This is a genomic window from Paenibacillus terreus, from assembly GCF_042138595.1.
Taxonomy (GTDB): domain Bacteria; phylum Bacillota; class Bacilli; order Paenibacillales; family Paenibacillaceae; genus Paenibacillus; species Paenibacillus terreus.
In genome coordinates this window covers 15,952-34,383 of sequence record NZ_JBHIRX010000021.1, presented here as the reverse complement: position 1 = coordinate 34,383, position 18,432 = coordinate 15,952, and the positions used below count along the sequence as shown (strand labels likewise).

The following is an 18,432-nucleotide window of genomic DNA, read 5'->3' as shown; positions in this document are numbered from 1 at the left end:
ATGTTGTTTTTAATTTGAACAATTTATCAAAATATGTTGTTAAATTGAACAGATAGGACTATAATCACATTTGAAAGCGCTTGTAAATAAAAACAGTTCAATTCTGAAACAGGTCCATTTGAATATAGGAGGCTTAACCATGAAATTCAAAGGCATTATTCCCGCGATGCTGACCCCTTTGACGAAAGAGCAGCAAGTGAATGAGCAGGTAACCCGCCAGCTCACACGACGGATGATCGATGCGGGTGTTAACGGTGTGTTTGCCCTCGGAACGAACGGGGAGTTTCATTTGCTGGATGAGAAGGAGAAGCTGAAGCTGGCTCAAATTGTCGTGGACGAGACGAACGGCGCAGTTCCTGTCATCATGGGCAGCGGAGGAAACGCAACTGCGGACGTCATCGGTCTTTCGAAGAAAATGGAGGAGCTTGGCGCAGATGCCTTGTCCGTCATTACACCGTTTTTTATCGCTCCTTCACAGGAGGAATTATACGTTCATTTTGCCAAAATTGCCGAATCCACTTCGCTGCCGGTGCTTCTGTATAACATTCCTTCACGCACGGGTGTTCATTTGGAAGCGGATACGGTGGCACGGCTGGCCCAAATCCCCAACATTGTCGCCATTAAAGACAGCAGCGGCAAGTTTGAAAATATCCAGCAGTATATTCAGGCAACGAAGGACGAAGATTTCTCCGTGCTGGCAGGCACCGATTCCCTGATCCTGCAGACGTTGAATGCTGGAGGAAGCGGGGCGGTAGCGGCTACGGCCAACATGTTGCCAGAGGTCGTCGTGTCCATTTACCAAAACTGGCTCAAGGGCGACCTTGAAGCAGCGCAGAAGGCGCAGGACCTGCTGAATCCGCTGCGCGATACGTTCAAGCACGGCACTCTGCCGTCCGTATTGAAAAAAGCGGTGGAATTGTCCGGCATTCCTGTCGGCCCGCCGAAGCTGCCGGTCAGCGAGCTGTCCGGAGAGGCTCTGACGATTGTGCAGGAGATGGTGAACAGCTACAAGCTGACCGGGAAGTAAAGCCGGCAACGGTAACTAAGACAAATATTAGAGATAGACCTTAGAGATAGATGAGATACGGGAAGGAGAGTTAACGATGCAGGCATTGTATCAGTTTCAGACCGCGGGCAAAATCATTGCCGGCAGAGACAGCCTTCACACTTTAGGCGAGCATTTGGACACGGTGGCTGCCGGAATCCGCAGCGCCCTGGTTGTGGCGCAGCCGTTTACCCAAAGATCCGGCATCCTGGACGGCTTACTGAAACAGCTCGCGGAGAAGGGAATTCAGGCGCAGGTAACGCTGGATATCTTACCTGAGCCGACGCTGGAAAACATTGAAGAGGTATATCGAAAAACATTGGGTGCAGCGGACGCAAGCGTGGATGTCATTATCGGCATCGGCGGCGGCAGCGTGCTGGACGCGGCCAAAATACTGTCCGTGCTGGGCTCGAACGGAGGCTTCATTCGCAGCTTCCTGGGCACAAACCTGATCAAGCAAGCGGGCATTCCAACGGTGCTTATCCCTACGACATCGGGAACCGGGGCCGAGGTGACACCAAATGCGATTGTTACGATTCCGGAAGAAGAGCTGAAGATCGGAGTGGTCAGCCCTCATCTGCTGCCGCAGCTTGTCATCCTTGATCCGATGGTGACGCTCGGTCTGCCGCAGGCGGTAACCGCCGCCACGGGTATGGATGCTTTTACACATTCGCTTGAATCCTTTATTTCGAACAAGGCGAATCCGATCAGCGACATGTTTGCGCTTGAATCGATCCGCCTGATATCCTCCAGCATTCTTGAAGCGTATCATAACGGCTCATCCGTCGAAGCAAGAGAGAACATGCTGCTTGGCTCGATGTACGGCGGCATGGCGCTGACCAGTGCCGGAACGGCTGCGGTGCATGCCCTGGCCTATCCGCTTGGCGGCAAATTCAAAATTGCGCACGGGGTGGCGAATTCCATGCTGCTGCCGCATGTGATGGAATTCAATATGGACGCGGCTGCTCCCCGTCTGAAGCTTGCTGGCGCAGCGATGGGCCTGGATGTGAAAGGGCTGTCCGAGCAGAAAGCCGCGGAGGCTGTCATCCGGCGTATTGCCGAGTGGACACAGGAGCTGAACATCCCGCAAAATCTGCAGCAGTACGGCGTATCCGAGGAAGATGTCGAGGAGCTGTCCCTCTCCGCCGCGAAGGTTACCCGGCTGCTGAACAATAATCCGAAGCCGGTCAGCGTGGAAGACATGAAAGTGCTCTACCGCAAGCTGCTCCCGCAAAGCTCCTGAAGGTGAAGGCATGAGAATAGCAGTCATTGCCGACGATCTGACAGGCGCCAGCGATTGCGGGGGACAGCTCGTCCATTACGGCCTGCAGGTGTCGGTCGTCCTGGGACGGCGGGAGCCGCACCCGCTTCCGAACGAAGCGGTGATCCTGAATACGGACAGCAGGTCCCTGTCCGGGGAAGAAGCCTACCGGACGGTTCAGGAAGCATGCCGGCAAATCCGCAATGAGCCCTTTGACGTGCTGTACAATAAGATGGATTCCACCATGCGCGGCAACGTCGGGCAGGAGATCAACGCGGTGTATGACATGTTTGCGCCGGATTTTGTCATCATTGCTCCGGCTTATATAGAGAACGGGCGGCAGGTGATCGACGGGATTCATTATGTGAACGGCATCAAACTGCATGAGACGGAAGCTGCTCATGATCCCAAGACGCCGGTGAAGGAATCGCGGCTGGTCAAGCTGATCGGCGATCAGGCACAGCGGAAGGTCGGGCATCTGTCCAGGGCCGATCTGGAGCAGGGAGCGGAGCATATCGCGGCCCGCATGGCGGCGTTCAAGGAACAGCAGATTGCCTATATCGTTGCAGATTCCGAAACGGAAGACCATATGGAGGCGATCGTGAAGCTTATCGCGCCGCTGCCTTATTCGGTGATTTGGGCTGGCTCATCCGGGTTGATCCGGCATCTGCCCCAGGCCTACGGCTTGTCTCGCGTGCACACCGAAGAGGCTCTGCCAAGAACGGAAAAGCCTGTTCTGCTGGTGGTCGGAAGCGTAAGCCCGGCCGGCCGCAGGCAGCTGGAGCGGGTACTGCAGGTGACCGGGGTGACGGGCATCGAAATGGACGCAGTACAGGTGATTAGCGGCGAAGCAGCCATGGAGACCGAAATGGAGAGGCTGCGGCGGCTGGCGGATGACGCCTTGAGCCAGAATAGGCATGTGGTGTTATTTTCATCGGATAAAGTGGAGGAAACGAGAAAAGCCGGGCAGAGGTTCGGCTACAACGCAGTGGAGATCAGCAACCGGATATCGAAGGCGCTGGGGAAATGTGCCGCAGAGCTAGTGCGCAGGCACAGCTTGCAGCATCTGTTCCTGACTGGAGGCGACACGGCGCATCAGGTGTTCCAAAGGCTGAACCTGCATGAATTCCGGCTGCTGTCGGAGGTGGAGAACGGCATACCGCTCGGCAAGCTTTCCGGAGAACAAGATATTTTCGCAGTGACCAAGGCGGGCAACTTCGGCTCGGAAGCTGTAATGGAGAAAGCGGTGCTGAAACTGCAAGGAGGGTCATTATGAAACCAATTATCGGGATTACGATGGGCGACGCGGCGGGCGTCGGACCGGAGATTATCGTAAAGGCGTTAGGACATCGGGAAGTGTATGAGCAATGTCGGCCGGTTGTGTTCGGGGACGCCAAAATCATGAAAAGGGCCCTGAGTGTGACAGGCTCTGATCTGGTGCTGAACCCCGTGCATTCCATCCAGGAGAGCCGGTTCGAACCCGGAACGATGGATTGTCTGGATCTGAACCTGCTGCCGGAGGATCTGCCCTTCGGCCAGCTTTCGGCGGCTGCTGGAGATGCAGCGTTCCAGTTTCTGAAGCGGTCGGTCGAGCTGGCCAAGGACGGGGAAATTCAGGCGATCTGTACAGCTCCGCTGAACAAAGAGGCCCTGCATATGGGCGGCCACCGTTATCCCGGGCATACGGAGATTTTGGCGGATTTGACCGGAACAGAGGACTATTCCATGATGCTGTCTTCGCCCAAGCTGAAGGTCATTCATCTGACGACGCATCAGGGATTGATTGAAGCCATTCAGTCCATCACGCCTGAACGGACTTATAAGGTAATTACGCTGGCTCACGAAACGCTCAAGCGTGCCGGATACGAGAACCCGCGCATCGCTGTCTGCGGCATTAACCCTCATGCGGGCGAGAAGGGGCTGTTCGGCAACGGCGAAGAGGAAAAGCAGCTTGTACCGGGTATCGAAAAAGCGCGGGCGGAAGGTATTAATGTGGAAGGTCCGCTGCCGGGAGATACGGTGTTTTTCCGGGCCGTACGCGGCGATTTCGATATTGTGGTGGCCTGTTACCATGACCAGGGACATATTCCGATCAAGGTGCTGGGCCTGGAGGAAGGCGTGAACATTACGGTCGGCCTGAAAAGCGGCGTAATCCGCACCTCGGTAGACCATGGAACAGCGTTCGATATTGCCGGACAGAACAAGGCGGATGAAGCGAGTCTGCTGGCCGCCATACGTTCCGCTGCGGAGCTGGCGCCAAAGAGTGTATAGGCCGAGAGAAAAGTTATATGGCCGTTAGAGACTATAAGCTGACACAGGGATACATTGCGCACAAGAGCTTATAGGATGAAACACAGTGTTGCTGGTGCGGGCTATGGGTTTTTACGGATCTCATGGCCCGTCATAAGAAGGAGGTAAGTCAGGCATGAAAGTAGTTTCCACATCACCGTCGTTCGGCAAATATTCGGATGAACCGTTCCGATATCTGGAGCAGCATGGCCTTGAACTGGTTCATCTGCCTGCTGATATCGGGGAAGAGGATTTTATCAGGGAGGCTCAGGGAGCAGCCGCGGCCATCGTAGCTTTTAATACCATTAACGGGAATGTGCTTGACCGGATTCCGAGCCTGAAAATTGTATGCAAGCATGGCGTAGGTGTCGACAACATTGAGCTGGAAGCGGCCAAGGAGCGCAGGGTTTGGGTGACCAACGTTCCGAACGCGAATAAACATGCAGTTGCAGATTTTGCTTTCGGGCTGATGCTGGCGCTTGCAAGGCAGATTCCGGCTGCTGATAAGGGCACCAAGGCGGGCGAGTGGCCGAAAATTTTCGGTACGGACGTTTATGGCAAGACGCTTGGCGTCATCGGACTGGGCAGCATCGGGAAAGAGGTGGCGCGCAGAGCCAGCGGATTTGATATGAGCCTGCTTGCGTACGATCCGTATCCTGACCACAAGTTTGCCGAACAGTGGAATGTCCGTCTGGTGGGGCTGGAAGAACTGCTTCGTGAAAGCGACTTCATTACACTGCATATGCCGCTGATCGAGCAGACACGGAATTTAATTGGAGCGGACCAATTCTCTCTGATGAAAGAAAGCGCCTTTCTGGTGAACGCATCCAGAGGCGGTATCGTCAATGAGGAGGCGCTTCATCAGGCGTTGAAAGAGAAAAAAATCGCAGGTGCCGCACTGGACGTATTCGAGCAGGAGCCGCTGACCGAGCATACGCTGTTTGAGCTGCCGAACTTTATCGCTGCCCCGCATATCGCAGGGTATACGGATGGTGCGGTGAACATGCTCGGTATGACCTGTGTCCGCAATATTGTGGACGTAGTCGTCCATGAGAAGGCACCACAGTATGTGGTAAACGGGTTGTAATTATATTTCAACATTGTATCCCGACTTGGGAACAGGGAGGTTAGACAACATGCAAGCTAATGAACTGACAACCGCCACAGAGTCCAAACCTGTCCGCAAAAAGTCAAAAGTCCGCTGGGTAATTGCCTTTCTGATGTGGGCGGCTATCGCGATTAACTATATTGACCGCACGGTGCTTTCGGCTGCCGCTCCGTTTTTGACGGATGAATTCTCGTTAAGCGAAGCGCAAATGGGCATTATCCTGTCCGGCTTCTTTTGGTCTTATGCGCTGCTGCAGATTCCGGCCGGCTGGTTTGCCGACCGTTTCGGCCAGAAGAAAACCCTCGGCTTCGCCGTCATCTGGTGGTCGCTGGCTACGGCGGTAACCGGACTTGCAACAGGCTTCAAGTCACTGCTCGGCTTCCGGGTCGCCCTGGGCGTCGGGGAAGCGGCGGCTTATCCGAGCAATGCGGGAATAGCGTCCAAATGGTTCCCGGATAAGGAAAGAGCGACCGTATCCGGTATTTTTGACAGCGGTTCCAAGTTTGGCGGGGCCATTGCCATGCCGCTGATCGTCTGGCTGATCGCCATGTACGGCTGGAAAATGACTTTTGTCATTATCGGTGTGCTCGGTGTGATCTGGGGCATCATCTGGCTGCTCTATTTCAAGGAAACTCCGGAGCAGCACAAGGGAGTCAATGAAGCGGAGCTGCTGCACATCCGTGAGGGCCAGACCAAGAAAGAAGGCACTGACAGCAAGCAGCCAATGAGATGGTATCAATTGCTGAAGCACAGAAATATTTGGGCAATGTGTATCGGGTTCTTCATGATCAACTATAACTCTTATTTCTTCATCACATGGCTTCCTACGTATCTGGTTAAGGAACGGGGCATGAACCTGATCGAAATGGGAATTATGGCTTCACTGCCGCTGTTGTGTGCGATGGTGGTCGAGGTGGCCGCCGGCTGGTTATCCGACCGTATTTATTCCAGCGGCAAGCTGTCACTGACCGCAACACGTAAGCTCTTTCTGGTCATTGGCCTCCTGATGGCCGCCTGCATCGGGTTTGCCGCATTTGCCGAGTCTGCTGTTCTCGCCGTAGTGCTGCTGTGTATCGCCAAGTCCGGTACGACGGTGGCTGCGTCCCAGGTATGGGCGCTTCCGGGCGATGTGGCTCCGAAGAACATGACCTCTGTTGTAGCGGGGATGCAAAACTCCGTCTCCAACATGGGCGGTGTCGTTGGTCCGATCATTACCGGTTTCATCGTAGCCAGCACGGGCTCCTTTGTACCGGCACTGCTCTTCTCCGCAGCATTGATCGTCATTGCGATCCTGAACTACCTGTTCCTGCTGAAAAAGGTAGAGCCGATTCAAGTGAACAACGCTTAATTTGGAATACCGATCCAAGCTTGAAGCGCAGACGGGGCAGCCCGCTGCGCTTTTCTTGTTCTACTGTTTTTTCTATACAAAATAGAAGACTGGCTCTGGCTTCCTGCTGTCCATCGTACTATAATAAGCTAAACCGTTTATTTCCAGCAATGTAAGTGGCGGAAACGGGACCTAAACCACAGGGAAAGGATGCGTGTCTATGGAAAAGGACCGGACCGGTATGGCACCAGGACAGCATTGGAAGGTGGGAGAGCCCGGAGATGACCGGGAAAGTGACGTCATGACGGACAGCCATCTGGAGACTGGGGAAGCGGAACGCGAGGGAACCGGCGAAGGGCGTGTCCGGGCATTTTTCCAGGAGGAAAGGGAACTGGAGACCGGGCTGAGGGATCTCTTGCCAAGGTATGTGGACATGAAGAGGTACACTTCGCGGGAAACCAAGGAAAAACGCCGTGCCAAACGGTGAATAAATAGCAGAGCAATAATGAAGCAATCTTTCAAGCAGTGCTGATAAGCGGCTGCTTTCAGGAGCGGGGATGTCCAGGCATCTTCGCTCTTTTTTTTCAAATATTACATGGGGGACAGTCCGGGTCAGCTGTATCGCTTCACCGTCTTGCCTTGTTGCAGGTCAGTTCAGTTGGAATAATTTCGTAAATTGAGAACAAACTTTAATTCGTAGTGTAACCATGAACCAACTGACAGAAAGAAGGAGTTTGAGTATGGCTTGCAAGCACCTGGTCATCATTCACGGAAGAGATAAGAAGCCCCGCTGTGAGGAAATGAAAGCTCTGGTGGAGAAGGCGCTGATAGCTGGACTTCAAAGGGTGAATGAGGAATCGGCGGACAAGATCAGAAATAACAGTATAAAACTTTCATTTGTCTACTATGGGGATATCAACAACAGGCTGCTGGTTCAGCGTCATTGCAGGCTCAAGTATATCATGGAAGAAGAAAACGGACAGTGGTATGTAAGGCGCGGTTATTACGATAAAGATCTCGAAACGCTGATACAAAGGCCTACTGCGGAGCATACGAGTGAAGATTACGACAAACTGGTCGCCGATCAGATGGGTGAGCGTCTGAAGGATAACGCGGCAAGCATGTTCAGTCCTGTTTTATCAATATTCGGAATGAGCAATAGAGCCATCAAACGTTTTTTGCCTGATCTCGGTTCCTACTTAGACAGCAGGGTAGTGGGTTCGGAAATCCGTGAACGTCTGCAGTGTCCTCTCGCCAAAGCTCTAAGATGCGATGAAGATGTTATGCTGCTCTCTCACAGCATGGGCTGCATGGTGTCTTATGATGTCTTATGGAAGTTCTCACGTATGAGTGAATACAAGGAGCTATGGAACAAAAAGATAAAGGTTTGGCTCACTCTGGGAAATCCGCTGGGTGAACCTGCCGTTAAAGAGGGACTTTATGATTCGGACGAGCCTGATGACGGCCGATATCCGAAAAATATTGAGCATTGGATTAACATCAGTGCCGTAGATGATTATATATCCCACGATCAAACGGTGCGGGATGATTTCCGTAAGATGCTTCATGAAAAGCTGGTGGGCGCCATTGACGATTTACCTCCGATCTATACGTTTTGGAAGGATCAATGCGGAAAATTCAACGCGCATAACTTTTTCGGCTACCTGAACCATCCCAAGGTGGCAGAGCAGGTCGACAGATGGATTAGAAGTGAGTAAATATCAGAACGATCAGCATAAAACTCTTCAGGACCCCGGCGCGGATGGGAAGATAGCAAAAAACAGCAAAGTTGTTTCAATTTTATTGAAAAAAGGTATGTGTAAATCAAATACACATGCCTTTTTTGCCACCCTCATGTTCAGGTGCCCGGATTATAAAACGAATTTTCATACATATCATTAACAGGGTGGCATTTTTTACACATAAAAAGATAGGAGGAGCGAGTATGCCGAAACCATGGCTGCTTCAGGAAAGTACATATGAGCAGCAGCAGCAGGCCGCCTTCGATAGGTACGAGGCCAGAAGCGGAGAGCGGAAGAAGGCCGCCATGCGTATGCAGGCGGGCAACCCCGTGGAGGCTGCCTCACCGGACAGGATCGCTGTCCGGGAGGCCACCATTGATCCGCGGGACGGACTAGGGCTGGAGCGGGTCATCGGAAATGACGACCTGTTCCCCGTGTCTTACCTTGAGGCAGGCCTGCAGGCGGCCAAATCCGTTTGCAGGATTGAGGTCAGGGATCATATCGGCAGAGTGGCAGGTTACGGCACAGGCTTCCTGGTGTCTCCATCGCTGCTGCTTACCAATAACCACGTACTGTCCCATGAGGATGATGCGCTGTACAGTGTGGCACAGTTCAACTATGAGCTGGATTTGCATTTCAAGCAGCGGCAGATGAAAAGCTTCAATTTTGCCCCTAAGCGGCTGTTTCTGACCGATCCGGAGCTGGATTTCACCTTGGTTGCAGTGGATGAGGAAGCGTCAGACGGAACGCCGCTAAACGGTTTCGGTTATTTAAAGCTGTACAGTGAGCCCGGTAAAATCCTGGAGGGCGAATATGTATCCATCATCCAGCATCCGCAGGGGGCGCCGAAAATGGTAGCTATCCGTGAAAACCGCGTGACCGACATGCTGGAGCATTTTATCCATTACTCCACGGATACGCAGGCCGGATCGTCCGGATCGCCTGTTTTTAATGACCAATGGATAGTGGCCGCCCTGCACCATGCGGGTGTGCCAGATCCGAATGACAGCTCCGTGTTCATTGCGAATGAAGGTGTGCGCATTAGCAGCATTTTGCAGAGGATTGGGCAAAAGAGAGCGGAGTTAAATGCGGAGCAGCGGCGGCTTGTGGATCAGGTCATACACCATTTGGACATATCCGGGCAGGCTGCCGAGACGGTTGAAGAGCTAGGACTAGAATGGTATGAGCATTCCACAGGTTATGATCCCGAGTTTCTGGGTTCGAATTACAAGGTGCCGCATCCAGCCCTGCGCAGCGATCTTGAGGAGGACATCGCTCCACTGATAAACGGTGGGCATATTCTGAACTATACCCATTTTTCGGTCGTAATGAACAAATCGCGGCAGCTTGCGTTTTATACAGCTGTTAATATCGATGGCAGCCAGCTGAGGGACATCGGCCGCAGCGACCGCTGGCTGTTCGATCCCCGAATGGACCGGAAATATCAGTGCGGGCCTCCCGTATACGAGCATCCGGACATTGACCGCGGACATCTGGTGCGCAGACGTGATCCGGTCTGGGGTGAACGTGCTGCCGAGGCGAATGAGGATACCTTCCATTTTACCAATGCCGCCCCGCAGCATAAGAAGCTGAACCAGCAGATCTGGCTTGGTCTGGAGGATTACATCCTGCGGAATACAGACGAGCATAATCTCAAGGTGAGTGTATTTACCGGACCGGTGTTCCGGGAGGATGACATTGAGTACCGTGGAGTACGGATTCCCGCGGAATTCTGGAAAGTGGCCGTGATGGTGAAGACGGACGGCAAGCTGTCCGCCACCGCCTATCTGCTCAGCCAAAAAAGCTTCATCGACGATCTGGAGTTTGCCTTCGGCGAATACAAAACGTATCAAGTCCCGATCCAGCAGATCGAAGAGTTGACCGGACTGGGCTTCGGGGAGCTGAAGCAGCAAGATCCTCTGCATGGGCAGGAGGCCGCGGTGCAGCGGGTGATTAACGGGCCGGGAGATATTGTGCTGTAAAAGGATGTGGAGGCCGCTTCTCTGGAGAAGCAGGTCTCTTTTTTTCAGGTGCTGTTAATTGAATCTCTGAATCTTTATATCTGCTTAGAAGGTAGATTTATTCATAGAGGAAATGTAAAGCGGAGGTTAGATATGTAATTTTGATCATAAAAATGATTAAAATCTGGAAAAAACCCTTGATGAAAACGTTAACATTGGTTAGAATGATGTTACATCCTGGTAAAAGCCTACGGTATTTAAAAATTTATGGGAGAGGAGGCACTAGGGGCAGTTTTTTTAGAAACCATCTTTTTTTGCTTGTTTTATCAATCATCTAAATTAGTAGGAGGAATAGCGAATGAGTAATGTAAAGACGTTTGGCTTTGGCAAGTCTGCGTTTGTGGCTGTTCTGTCTTTGGGTTTATCCGCTTATCTCCTGGCACCTGTCTCTACTGCCGAAGAAGCTTCCGTGGCAAATGATACCTACCAGGAAGTCTTAGCCGGAACGCTGGCAGCAGGTGATCTATATGTCGCGCCTAATGGAAAAGCATCCAATCCCGGCACACTTGCCAGCCCTACTACCCTGGAAAACGCGCTCACACTTGTCCAGCCCGGAAACACGATTTATCTTCGAGGGGGAAATTATGCTTATTCATCTACTGTGACAATTGGACGGGATAACAGTGGAACGAGCAGCTCACGTAAAAACCTCGTGGCCTACAACGGTGAGAAGCCGGTCTTTGATTTCTCCGCTCAAGAATTTAATTCAGCTAACAGAGGGTTGCAGTTATTTGGTAGCTACTGGTATGTAAATGGTATTGAAGTGAAAAACGCTGGGGACAATGGCATCTATATCGCGGGTAACTACAACCGGATTGAGAACGTGGAAACCCATCACAACCGTGATACCGGTCTGCAGCTTGGACGTTATGCATCCACGGCGGGTTTTGATGAATGGCCGAAGTACAACGAGATTATTAACTCCTATTCCCATGATAACTATGATCCGGATAACGGTGAAGACGCGGACGGATTCGCAGCGAAGCTGACCGTAGGTCCTGGCAATGTGTTCAACGGCTGTGTAGCTGCGTACAATGTGGACGATGGCTGGGATTTGTATACCAAATCAGAGACCGGAGCCATCGGACAAGTCACCATCCTGAACAGTGTAGCCCATCATAATGGACAAACCTCGGACGGTACTTCCACCACGGATAGTGACGGCAATGGCTTCAAGCTGGGCGGGGACAAGATCGCAGTCAACCACATCGTGAAGAACAGCATCGCTTTCCAGAACAAGAAGCATGGTTTTACTTATAACAGCAATCCGGGCAGCATCACCATGACGAACAACACCTCCTGGGACAACGGGGAAAGCAACTTTGCCTTCGATAAGGGCACCCATATCTTCACCAACAATCTGTCATTCGATGGCGGAGCCAGCGACAAGACCAGCGGAACGGATACGGACGGCTCCAATGTGTGGTGGAAAAACAAAAAAAGCACAAACGCCAAGGGACTGACCGCCAGCGCCGCCGATTTTGTAAGCATGGACCCGCAGCAAATCACACGCAACAGCAATGGCTCATTTAGTCTCGGCAATTTCCTGAAGCTGGCTTCAGGCAGCGACCTGATCGGCGCGGGGACTCCCGCAGGTACGAATATTGGAGCACGGTAACGCGATAAGCAGAACGATAAGCTTAGTCTGGGACAAGCAGGGATTGCGGCGGTAAAAAATAAAAAAAGGTATGGAGAGGTTCTATTCTGTATGGGTGAATTGAATATTTGGCTATGCTGAAAAAGGACCTTCACTGCAGGGAAGGTCCCTTAGGTTTTTATTTTTTCTTGGCAGGGGCCCACTTGAAGCCGCAGTTCATGCAGCCGTTTATTATTTCATTTCTGCCGATAAACCCGACCAGGATGCTTACTGGTAATGATAGGCTTATTGAAATCCAGCATAGAATACCAATAATGGCTACCCAAGTCTCTGAACTATTGCTGGTGGAATCGTTAGTCACGGCACTATCAGCAATATTAACGGGAGTTAGGATTTCGGCAAAGTTTGTCAAAAACCTCTTTTGCAGAACTGTGGGCAATATTTGTTTTGTTAGAAAAGAACAGAATGATATAGTTACGAAAAAAAAGGACCTTTACCGATTAGAAAGGTCCTTGCTAATTATTTGTTTGTGCAGTTTTTTTGTTTTTTTATATAATAGGTTTCCGCCTGTGAGGTCACTTCTTCCACGATAAAATCTTGCTTGGAGGGGTGAACCCACTCAAGTTGTTGTACTGGGGGCGGTTGGCGGACCGTCCTTATAAATTAATTCATCAAACAGGATGAAACGGCTTTTTGAAAACATCTTTCTGATCCCGTTATAATAAAAAGGCAAGCCTATCTAAAGGTTATATGGAATAGGGAAGTTAAGTGTATTGAATATCTCACAATTAGAGGAGAGTATGAAGAATGTATACGACCATCAACGGATTTCTGAACGATTGGAAGCAGGAAGCCGAGCTAACACTGCAAGTGCTGGACAAGCTGACGGACGCTTCACTGAACCAGGCGGTGTCGGACGCGCAGCCGCGTACGATTGGTGAGATTGCGTGGCACATTGTGCAGAGCGTGCCCTTTTTTCTGGTTCAGATCGGGCTTCAGCAGGAGATTCCAACCCCTGAGCAAGGCTCCGCATCAGCGATCGCACAAGCGTACCGCCGCGTCTGCGAGGCCGCAGTTGCAGAATTGAGTGCAAATTGGGCGGATAAAGACGAAAAATTACCTGAGATGATCAAGGTGTTCGGGGTATATGATATGACTGTCGCTGATGTCTTGAATCAGCTCGTTCGTCATCAGATTCACCATCGCGGTCAACTCACTATTCTGATGCGTCAGGCGGGATTGGCGGCACCGGGCGTATACGGGCCTAACGAGGAAGAGACAGCTGCCATGAGGGCGGCGCAAGCCAACTCGTAGTGCTGATAGAAATGAAAAAAGTCTGTCGCTCCTAGTGAAGCGGCAGGCTTTTTTTTGTAAGAATAGTATTCTAACAGTGCTCTAGTCTTGGTGCGAGCTGTCGTGTTTGCAGTTTTTACGTTGTTAAAATCAGAAAAATTATGACGTTTTTACGATCCTAAATGCTATAATGATAGATGTACAACACACCTTGAGTGGGCGCATCCTCCGAAAGGAGGTGGTGCGAATGAACATTTCGTTTGGTGAAGTTTTAACCTTCGGGATATTCCTGCTAGCGTTACTCACTTACATCGATAAACGAAAGTGACCCCACTCTAAGGTTGGCACCTGTGAGGGTCACTTTTCAGACGTACTTCTAAATCCTGGAGGGCTAACCCACTCAAAGCTGTTGTGCTGGGGACCGACGGCCATCGGTCCTTATTTCTATTTTTAGAATACCATAACAGTTTCTATACCTCAAGACCATGACGTTTTATTGAGCTTGTAAACAGGAGATCTCCGCAATCCACAAGTGATGGATAATTTCTATTTTGACTTGGTTGCGGAAATTTTTGTGTACATAATGAACTTTAATAACCTCTGCGATCTCTTATCTATGAAAAGGGGTGGGAGCTTGAATGTAAGCCGTCTTGTTAAACAAGCCCAAAAAGGCAACAAGGATGCTTTATTACAACTAATTCTAGCTGATAAGGACGCTTATTATCGTCTTGCCTACAGCTACATGAAAAATGAACATGACGCCATGGATGCCATGGAGGACATGATTGTTACGGTTTATGAAAAGCTGGATCAATTGCGAAAAGGCGAAGCCTTTTACAGCTGGAGCAAAACCATTCTCGTCAATCGTTGCAAAACCATGCTCCGCAAAAAGGAACAATTACTTCTGCTGGAACATGACCGGGAACCAGCACTTGCTGCACTGACAGACGATAATCCATATCTCCATACGGAATCCGAGATGGATATGCAGGTGCTGCTCTCCCATCTGAATGATCCGCAGCGGGAAGCCATCGAACTTCGCTTCGTACATGATCTGGCGTATCAGACGATTGCGGACATGACCGGTGCACCAGTTGGCACCATCAAATCAAGAATCTCAAAAGGCATACAAAAACTGAAAGCCATGATCGGAGGTGATCGTTATGAAAACGATCGAGGAGAAATTACAGGAGCACAAACAGATGATGCGTACCGTAAAGGCACCGTCAGATCTTGAGGGCAGACTTCGAAATGCGCTTGAAAATGTTCCTGTTAAGCGAAGAAACCAAAATAGAGCAGTGACCTGGATTGCATCGTCAGCCGCAGCACTCCTGCTGATCGTCGGAACTTATCAATATCCTGCATTTGCTTATTATGGAGGTAAGTTATTTAATACGGCTGAGCTGAGCTCTCTAAACTTTGCCGAACTGGCAGAGCAAGGATACGGGCAAATCGTCAACCAAAGCAAAACGCTTGATGACGGCACGGTCATTACCATTAACGGTGTCATTGCAGACGATAACGGATTGCTCATGTATTACACGATTGACCGACCGGCAGGTTCCATCTTTGATAACAATGGTTCATTCCGTTATGGCGTAAATAAAATACAAGGTTTTTTGACGGACTCATCCCCGAAAGAAGGCAGCGGCAATCATAGCAAAGATGAGACCCATTTTGAGGGAGTATATAAATTCGACCCGGTTAGTCCATTCTCCAGAACATTAACCGTTACATTCAGCGAGTGGCTGGATAATGGGGAACGGGCATTATATCCCATCTCCTTCAATTTTGAAGCGAATAGAGCGATGAAGAGTCTGCTTAAAGAGGACATTTCGAAATCCGTTTCTGTCGATCAAGGAACCGTCTATTATGACTCCATTACGGCTTCACCAACCTCAACCATCGTGAAGGGACATTATGAAATGGATTACGAGGGATACCCAAGATTTTCAGGCACAACAAAGCTTTATGTGAATGGAACAGAGGTAAAATCATGGGGAATGCGGGGGGATCGTTTCACGGAAGAAAGCATCCCGGGATTTGAGCTTGATTTTGATGTGCTTCCGACAGACAAGGTGGAAACCGTTGAACTTGTACTCCAAGATTTCCCTGGATATCAGAAAGTAGACAAAGCTATCTCCTTGGCCGCACCATCAGATCAATCCATTAAAATCGGCAATGAAAAGCTATGGATCCGAAGCGTCACCAAAACCGACACAGGCTATGATATCGTGATCGCCAGAAAACAATTTACTATCCTGGACACGGAAAATTTATCTGTTCAAGCGGGCGATAGCGTTGTCCCTGTATCATCCATTTCTGCATCACGTCCGTGGGATCTGAAGAACGGCAACATTCTGTGGGAGAATACGTATTCTTTTAACACAAAGGAGAAGCCGGAATACCTGCTGCTGGACGGATTCCATTACATTAAAACCTATGACAAGGTAGTATCTATTCCTGTAGGCGAGAAAAAATAAAATCATAGGTTTGTTGCAATCGCTGAGTATTTTCAAGACACCTTGAGTGGGAAGTTTTCTTGTACCACGATAAATTTGCTTGGAGGAGTAAACCCTTCCAGGCAGTTGTGCTGGGACGGTTGGCGGACCGTCCTTTTTCTATTTTTGCAAAAAATGAACCGAATCAGCTTCCATTTCGCCTTTTATATAGACCAAAACTTAGGAAGTGATCACAGATGCATGACGAACAGCATTGGATGCAGCAGTGCCTGAACGGGGACAGGAATGCTTTTTATGAGCTCGTAAAACCCCATCTTAATCGGGTATACAGCACTTCGGTCGCTATTCTGTATTCAACCCACTTGGCGGAGGATGCCGTGCAAAATGGCATGATTGAAGCCTATCAGGCCATTATGAACGGGAAAGAGATTCGCAGCTTCGGCAGCTGGTTTCGACAGCTGGTTGCAATGCGGGCAATGGATCTGGCCCGGGCTCGCGCCAAGCAGGTACAACGGACGGGCGATCTGGAGGGGGCGGAGCCTGCGGATGGACAGGAACTGCCGATGGAATCCCTGCTGCGAAAAGAAGAAAACACCCGGCTGCTGAGCCAGGTGATGTCGCTGGACATCCGCCACCGTACGGTTATTGTGCTTTATTATTATCAGGAAATGTCCATTGAGGAAATTTCTGAAGTGCTTGGTGTCAAGGCGGGCACGGTAAAATCAAGACTTCACACCGCCAGAACAAAGCTGCTCAAACTGAATCAAAAATTAGACCCAAAGCAGGTGAGCTTTAATGTGTAAACATACCACTGAAGAGAATGCCCCTATGGAAGAGCTTCAGCATACTTTGAATCAATTCGAGGCGCCGCAATCGCTCCATACTTTTGCCCAAAACATTACTGTGCATGCAGCGGGCACATCGATAAAAAGAAGACGTCCGCGGAGAAGCATGCTTTATACAGGTCTTGCAGCCGGCTGTACTGCCGCCGTTGCAATCAGTCTGCTTACCGCCCAGGTGTCCCCGGCTTTTGCGAGCGTGATGAACAATATTCCCGGATTTGCTGCCGCTTCCGAGTGGCTCAGCTCCAAGCGCGACAGCGACGGCGTGCAGAATGCGCAGCTGCATAACTATCAACCTTCTGAGCCCGAAGTGTACCAAATTGGAGACGCAACGGTGAGCATAGGGGATGTGTATCTGACAAGCGACAAACTGATTTATAAGACTTTTGTCCGCTCGGATAAAATTAAAAATCATCTGATTACCGATTCTGACGGGAGCTATGTCGATCCGTGGGCGAGCTTCCATGCGGTAAGCCTCGATTTTCCGGGGAAAGGGGGAGGGGCACAGGACGTGATTTTCGACGAAGACACAAAGGAGCCGATTCTGGTGGACACCTCGGAGATCGCAGTCACACCGCAGGAGGTGGATGCATTTCTGAGGAAGAACCCGTCGGAATTGAAATTCGCCCTTTATGAACAGAACGGGACAGACTCGCCGGACAAGCATGAAATCAGCGTGAAATTCGATAAGTCCCAGTGGAAAGAAGACCGGACATTTGTGGTTCATCAGAGCCTTGACGTGGAAGGCGTGCCCGAGATTCAGACGCTCACCGTTGATCAGGTCAAAGTCACACCGATCAATACCTTCGTTGATCTGCAGTTGAATAACATGGATAAGTTTCTCCTGGAAACACAGCTGGCAGAGCCAACCATCAATCTCACTGACGATCAAGGAAACAGATATCCGCTGGATACCTATCTGCCGCTGGATGAAGAGGAGGGACGATATGAGTCCGGTAAAATCAGGCTGGTCTTTAGTTCTTCTCCATACTTTAATGATGCGCTCAAAAAACTGACCCTCCATATCGATGAGCTGGAAGTGTCGGAGATTGGCTCCTTTAGCTTATCGATGAACGAAGCACTGCCCAAAACCATTTCATTCAAGGGCAAGGAAATGACCATTACCGATGCTGATTACAAGGACGGCATGTTAAATTTAAAAATCAAACAAAGTCCCGACAACCGCCAAGGCGTAAGCTTCAGCATTCCATCCTACGAGGCTAAGGTATTGCGTAACCATGAGCTGTACCAAAAGCTGTACGTGGAACAGGAAGGCTACCGGAAAGGAAAGCTTCGAGTGAAGGATGGGCAGGAGGAATATGAGATATCCATTATGGCGCCAAAACAGGATGACTATGATATCGAGATGGTGAGCGAGCGGAGAGCTGTTCCGCTGAACAAAGAGATGGACATTGATTTAAAATGACGGATTGCTGTTAATCTCT

The 18,432-nt window shown here is 50.4% G+C and carries 15 protein-coding genes; all 15 read left to right on the top strand.

Annotated elements, in window-relative coordinates; all coding sequences use genetic code 11:
• Nucleotides 1-139 precede the first annotated feature (139 nt).
• Complete coding sequence (gene dapA / locus ACE5KN_RS26595; RefSeq protein WP_375527627.1) at nt 140-1,027, top strand: 4-hydroxy-tetrahydrodipicolinate synthase; 888 nt, start codon at nt 140-142, stop codon at nt 1,025-1,027.
• 76 nt (nt 1,028-1,103) lie between these two features.
• Nucleotides 1,104-2,288 carry an iron-containing alcohol dehydrogenase gene (locus ACE5KN_RS26590; RefSeq protein WP_375527626.1) on the top strand — a complete coding sequence of 395 codons (1,185 nt, stop codon included), beginning with the start codon at nt 1,104-1,106 and terminating at the stop codon, nt 2,286-2,288.
• A 10-nt stretch (nt 2,289-2,298) separates the two neighbouring features.
• Complete coding sequence (locus ACE5KN_RS26585) at nt 2,299-3,582, top strand: four-carbon acid sugar kinase family protein (protein ID WP_375527625.1); 1,284 nt, start codon at nt 2,299-2,301, stop codon at nt 3,580-3,582.
• Nucleotides 3,579-4,577 carry a 4-hydroxythreonine-4-phosphate dehydrogenase PdxA gene (gene pdxA, locus ACE5KN_RS26580; RefSeq protein ID WP_375527624.1) on the top strand — a complete coding sequence of 333 codons (999 nt, stop codon included), beginning with the start codon at nt 3,579-3,581 and terminating at the stop codon, nt 4,575-4,577. Before ACE5KN_RS26585 ends, pdxA begins: the two co-directional genes overlap by 4 nt.
• A gap of 154 nt (nt 4,578-4,731) precedes the next feature.
• Nucleotides 4,732-5,682, top strand: a complete 951-nt coding sequence (locus tag ACE5KN_RS26575) for a phosphoglycerate dehydrogenase (protein WP_375527623.1) — start codon at nt 4,732-4,734, stop codon at nt 5,680-5,682.
• Nucleotides 5,683-5,731: 49 nt separating this feature from the next.
• On the top strand, nt 5,732-7,051 hold the full coding sequence (locus tag ACE5KN_RS26570) for an MFS transporter (protein WP_375527622.1): 1,320 nt from the start codon (nt 5,732-5,734) through the stop codon (nt 7,049-7,051).
• Nucleotides 7,052-7,250: 199 nt separating this feature from the next.
• The gene (locus ACE5KN_RS26565; RefSeq protein WP_375533192.1) at nt 7,251-7,517 is read left to right on the top strand and encodes a hypothetical protein; all 267 of its coding nucleotides are present in this window, start codon (nt 7,251-7,253) and stop codon (nt 7,515-7,517) included.
• Nucleotides 7,518-7,770: 253 nt separating this feature from the next.
• The gene (locus ACE5KN_RS26560) at nt 7,771-8,748 is read left to right on the top strand and encodes a hypothetical protein (RefSeq protein WP_375527620.1); all 978 of its coding nucleotides are present in this window, start codon (nt 7,771-7,773) and stop codon (nt 8,746-8,748) included.
• Nucleotides 8,749-8,975: 227 nt separating this feature from the next.
• Nucleotides 8,976-10,754, top strand: a complete 1,779-nt coding sequence (locus ACE5KN_RS26555) for a DNA/RNA non-specific endonuclease (protein WP_375527619.1) — start codon at nt 8,976-8,978, stop codon at nt 10,752-10,754.
• Between the two features lie 337 nt (nt 10,755-11,091).
• Nucleotides 11,092-12,411 (top strand): right-handed parallel beta-helix repeat-containing protein, encoded by a 1,320-nt coding sequence (locus ACE5KN_RS26550; RefSeq protein WP_375527618.1) that lies wholly within the window; start codon nt 11,092-11,094, stop codon nt 12,409-12,411.
• A 786-nt stretch (nt 12,412-13,197) separates the two neighbouring features.
• Nucleotides 13,198-13,704 carry a DinB family protein gene (locus ACE5KN_RS26545; RefSeq protein ID WP_375527617.1) on the top strand — a complete coding sequence of 169 codons (507 nt, stop codon included), beginning with the start codon at nt 13,198-13,200 and terminating at the stop codon, nt 13,702-13,704.
• Between the two features lie 613 nt (nt 13,705-14,317).
• On the top strand, nt 14,318-14,920 hold the full coding sequence (locus ACE5KN_RS26540) for an RNA polymerase sigma factor (protein WP_375527663.1): 603 nt from the start codon (nt 14,318-14,320) through the stop codon (nt 14,918-14,920).
• A complete protein-coding gene (locus ACE5KN_RS26535; protein WP_375527616.1) occupies nt 14,847-16,166 on the top strand; it encodes a DUF4179 domain-containing protein in 1,320 nt (439 codons plus the stop codon). The genes ACE5KN_RS26540 and ACE5KN_RS26535 overlap by 74 nt, the downstream gene beginning before the upstream one ends.
• A 215-nt stretch (nt 16,167-16,381) precedes the next feature.
• Nucleotides 16,382-16,948 (top strand): RNA polymerase sigma factor, encoded by a 567-nt coding sequence (locus tag ACE5KN_RS26530; RefSeq protein WP_375527615.1) that lies wholly within the window; start codon nt 16,382-16,384, stop codon nt 16,946-16,948.
• A complete protein-coding gene (locus ACE5KN_RS26525; RefSeq protein WP_375527614.1) occupies nt 16,941-18,413 on the top strand; it encodes a hypothetical protein in 1,473 nt (490 codons plus the stop codon). The genes ACE5KN_RS26530 and ACE5KN_RS26525 overlap by 8 nt, the downstream gene beginning before the upstream one ends.
• Nucleotides 18,414-18,432 lie beyond the last annotated feature (19 nt).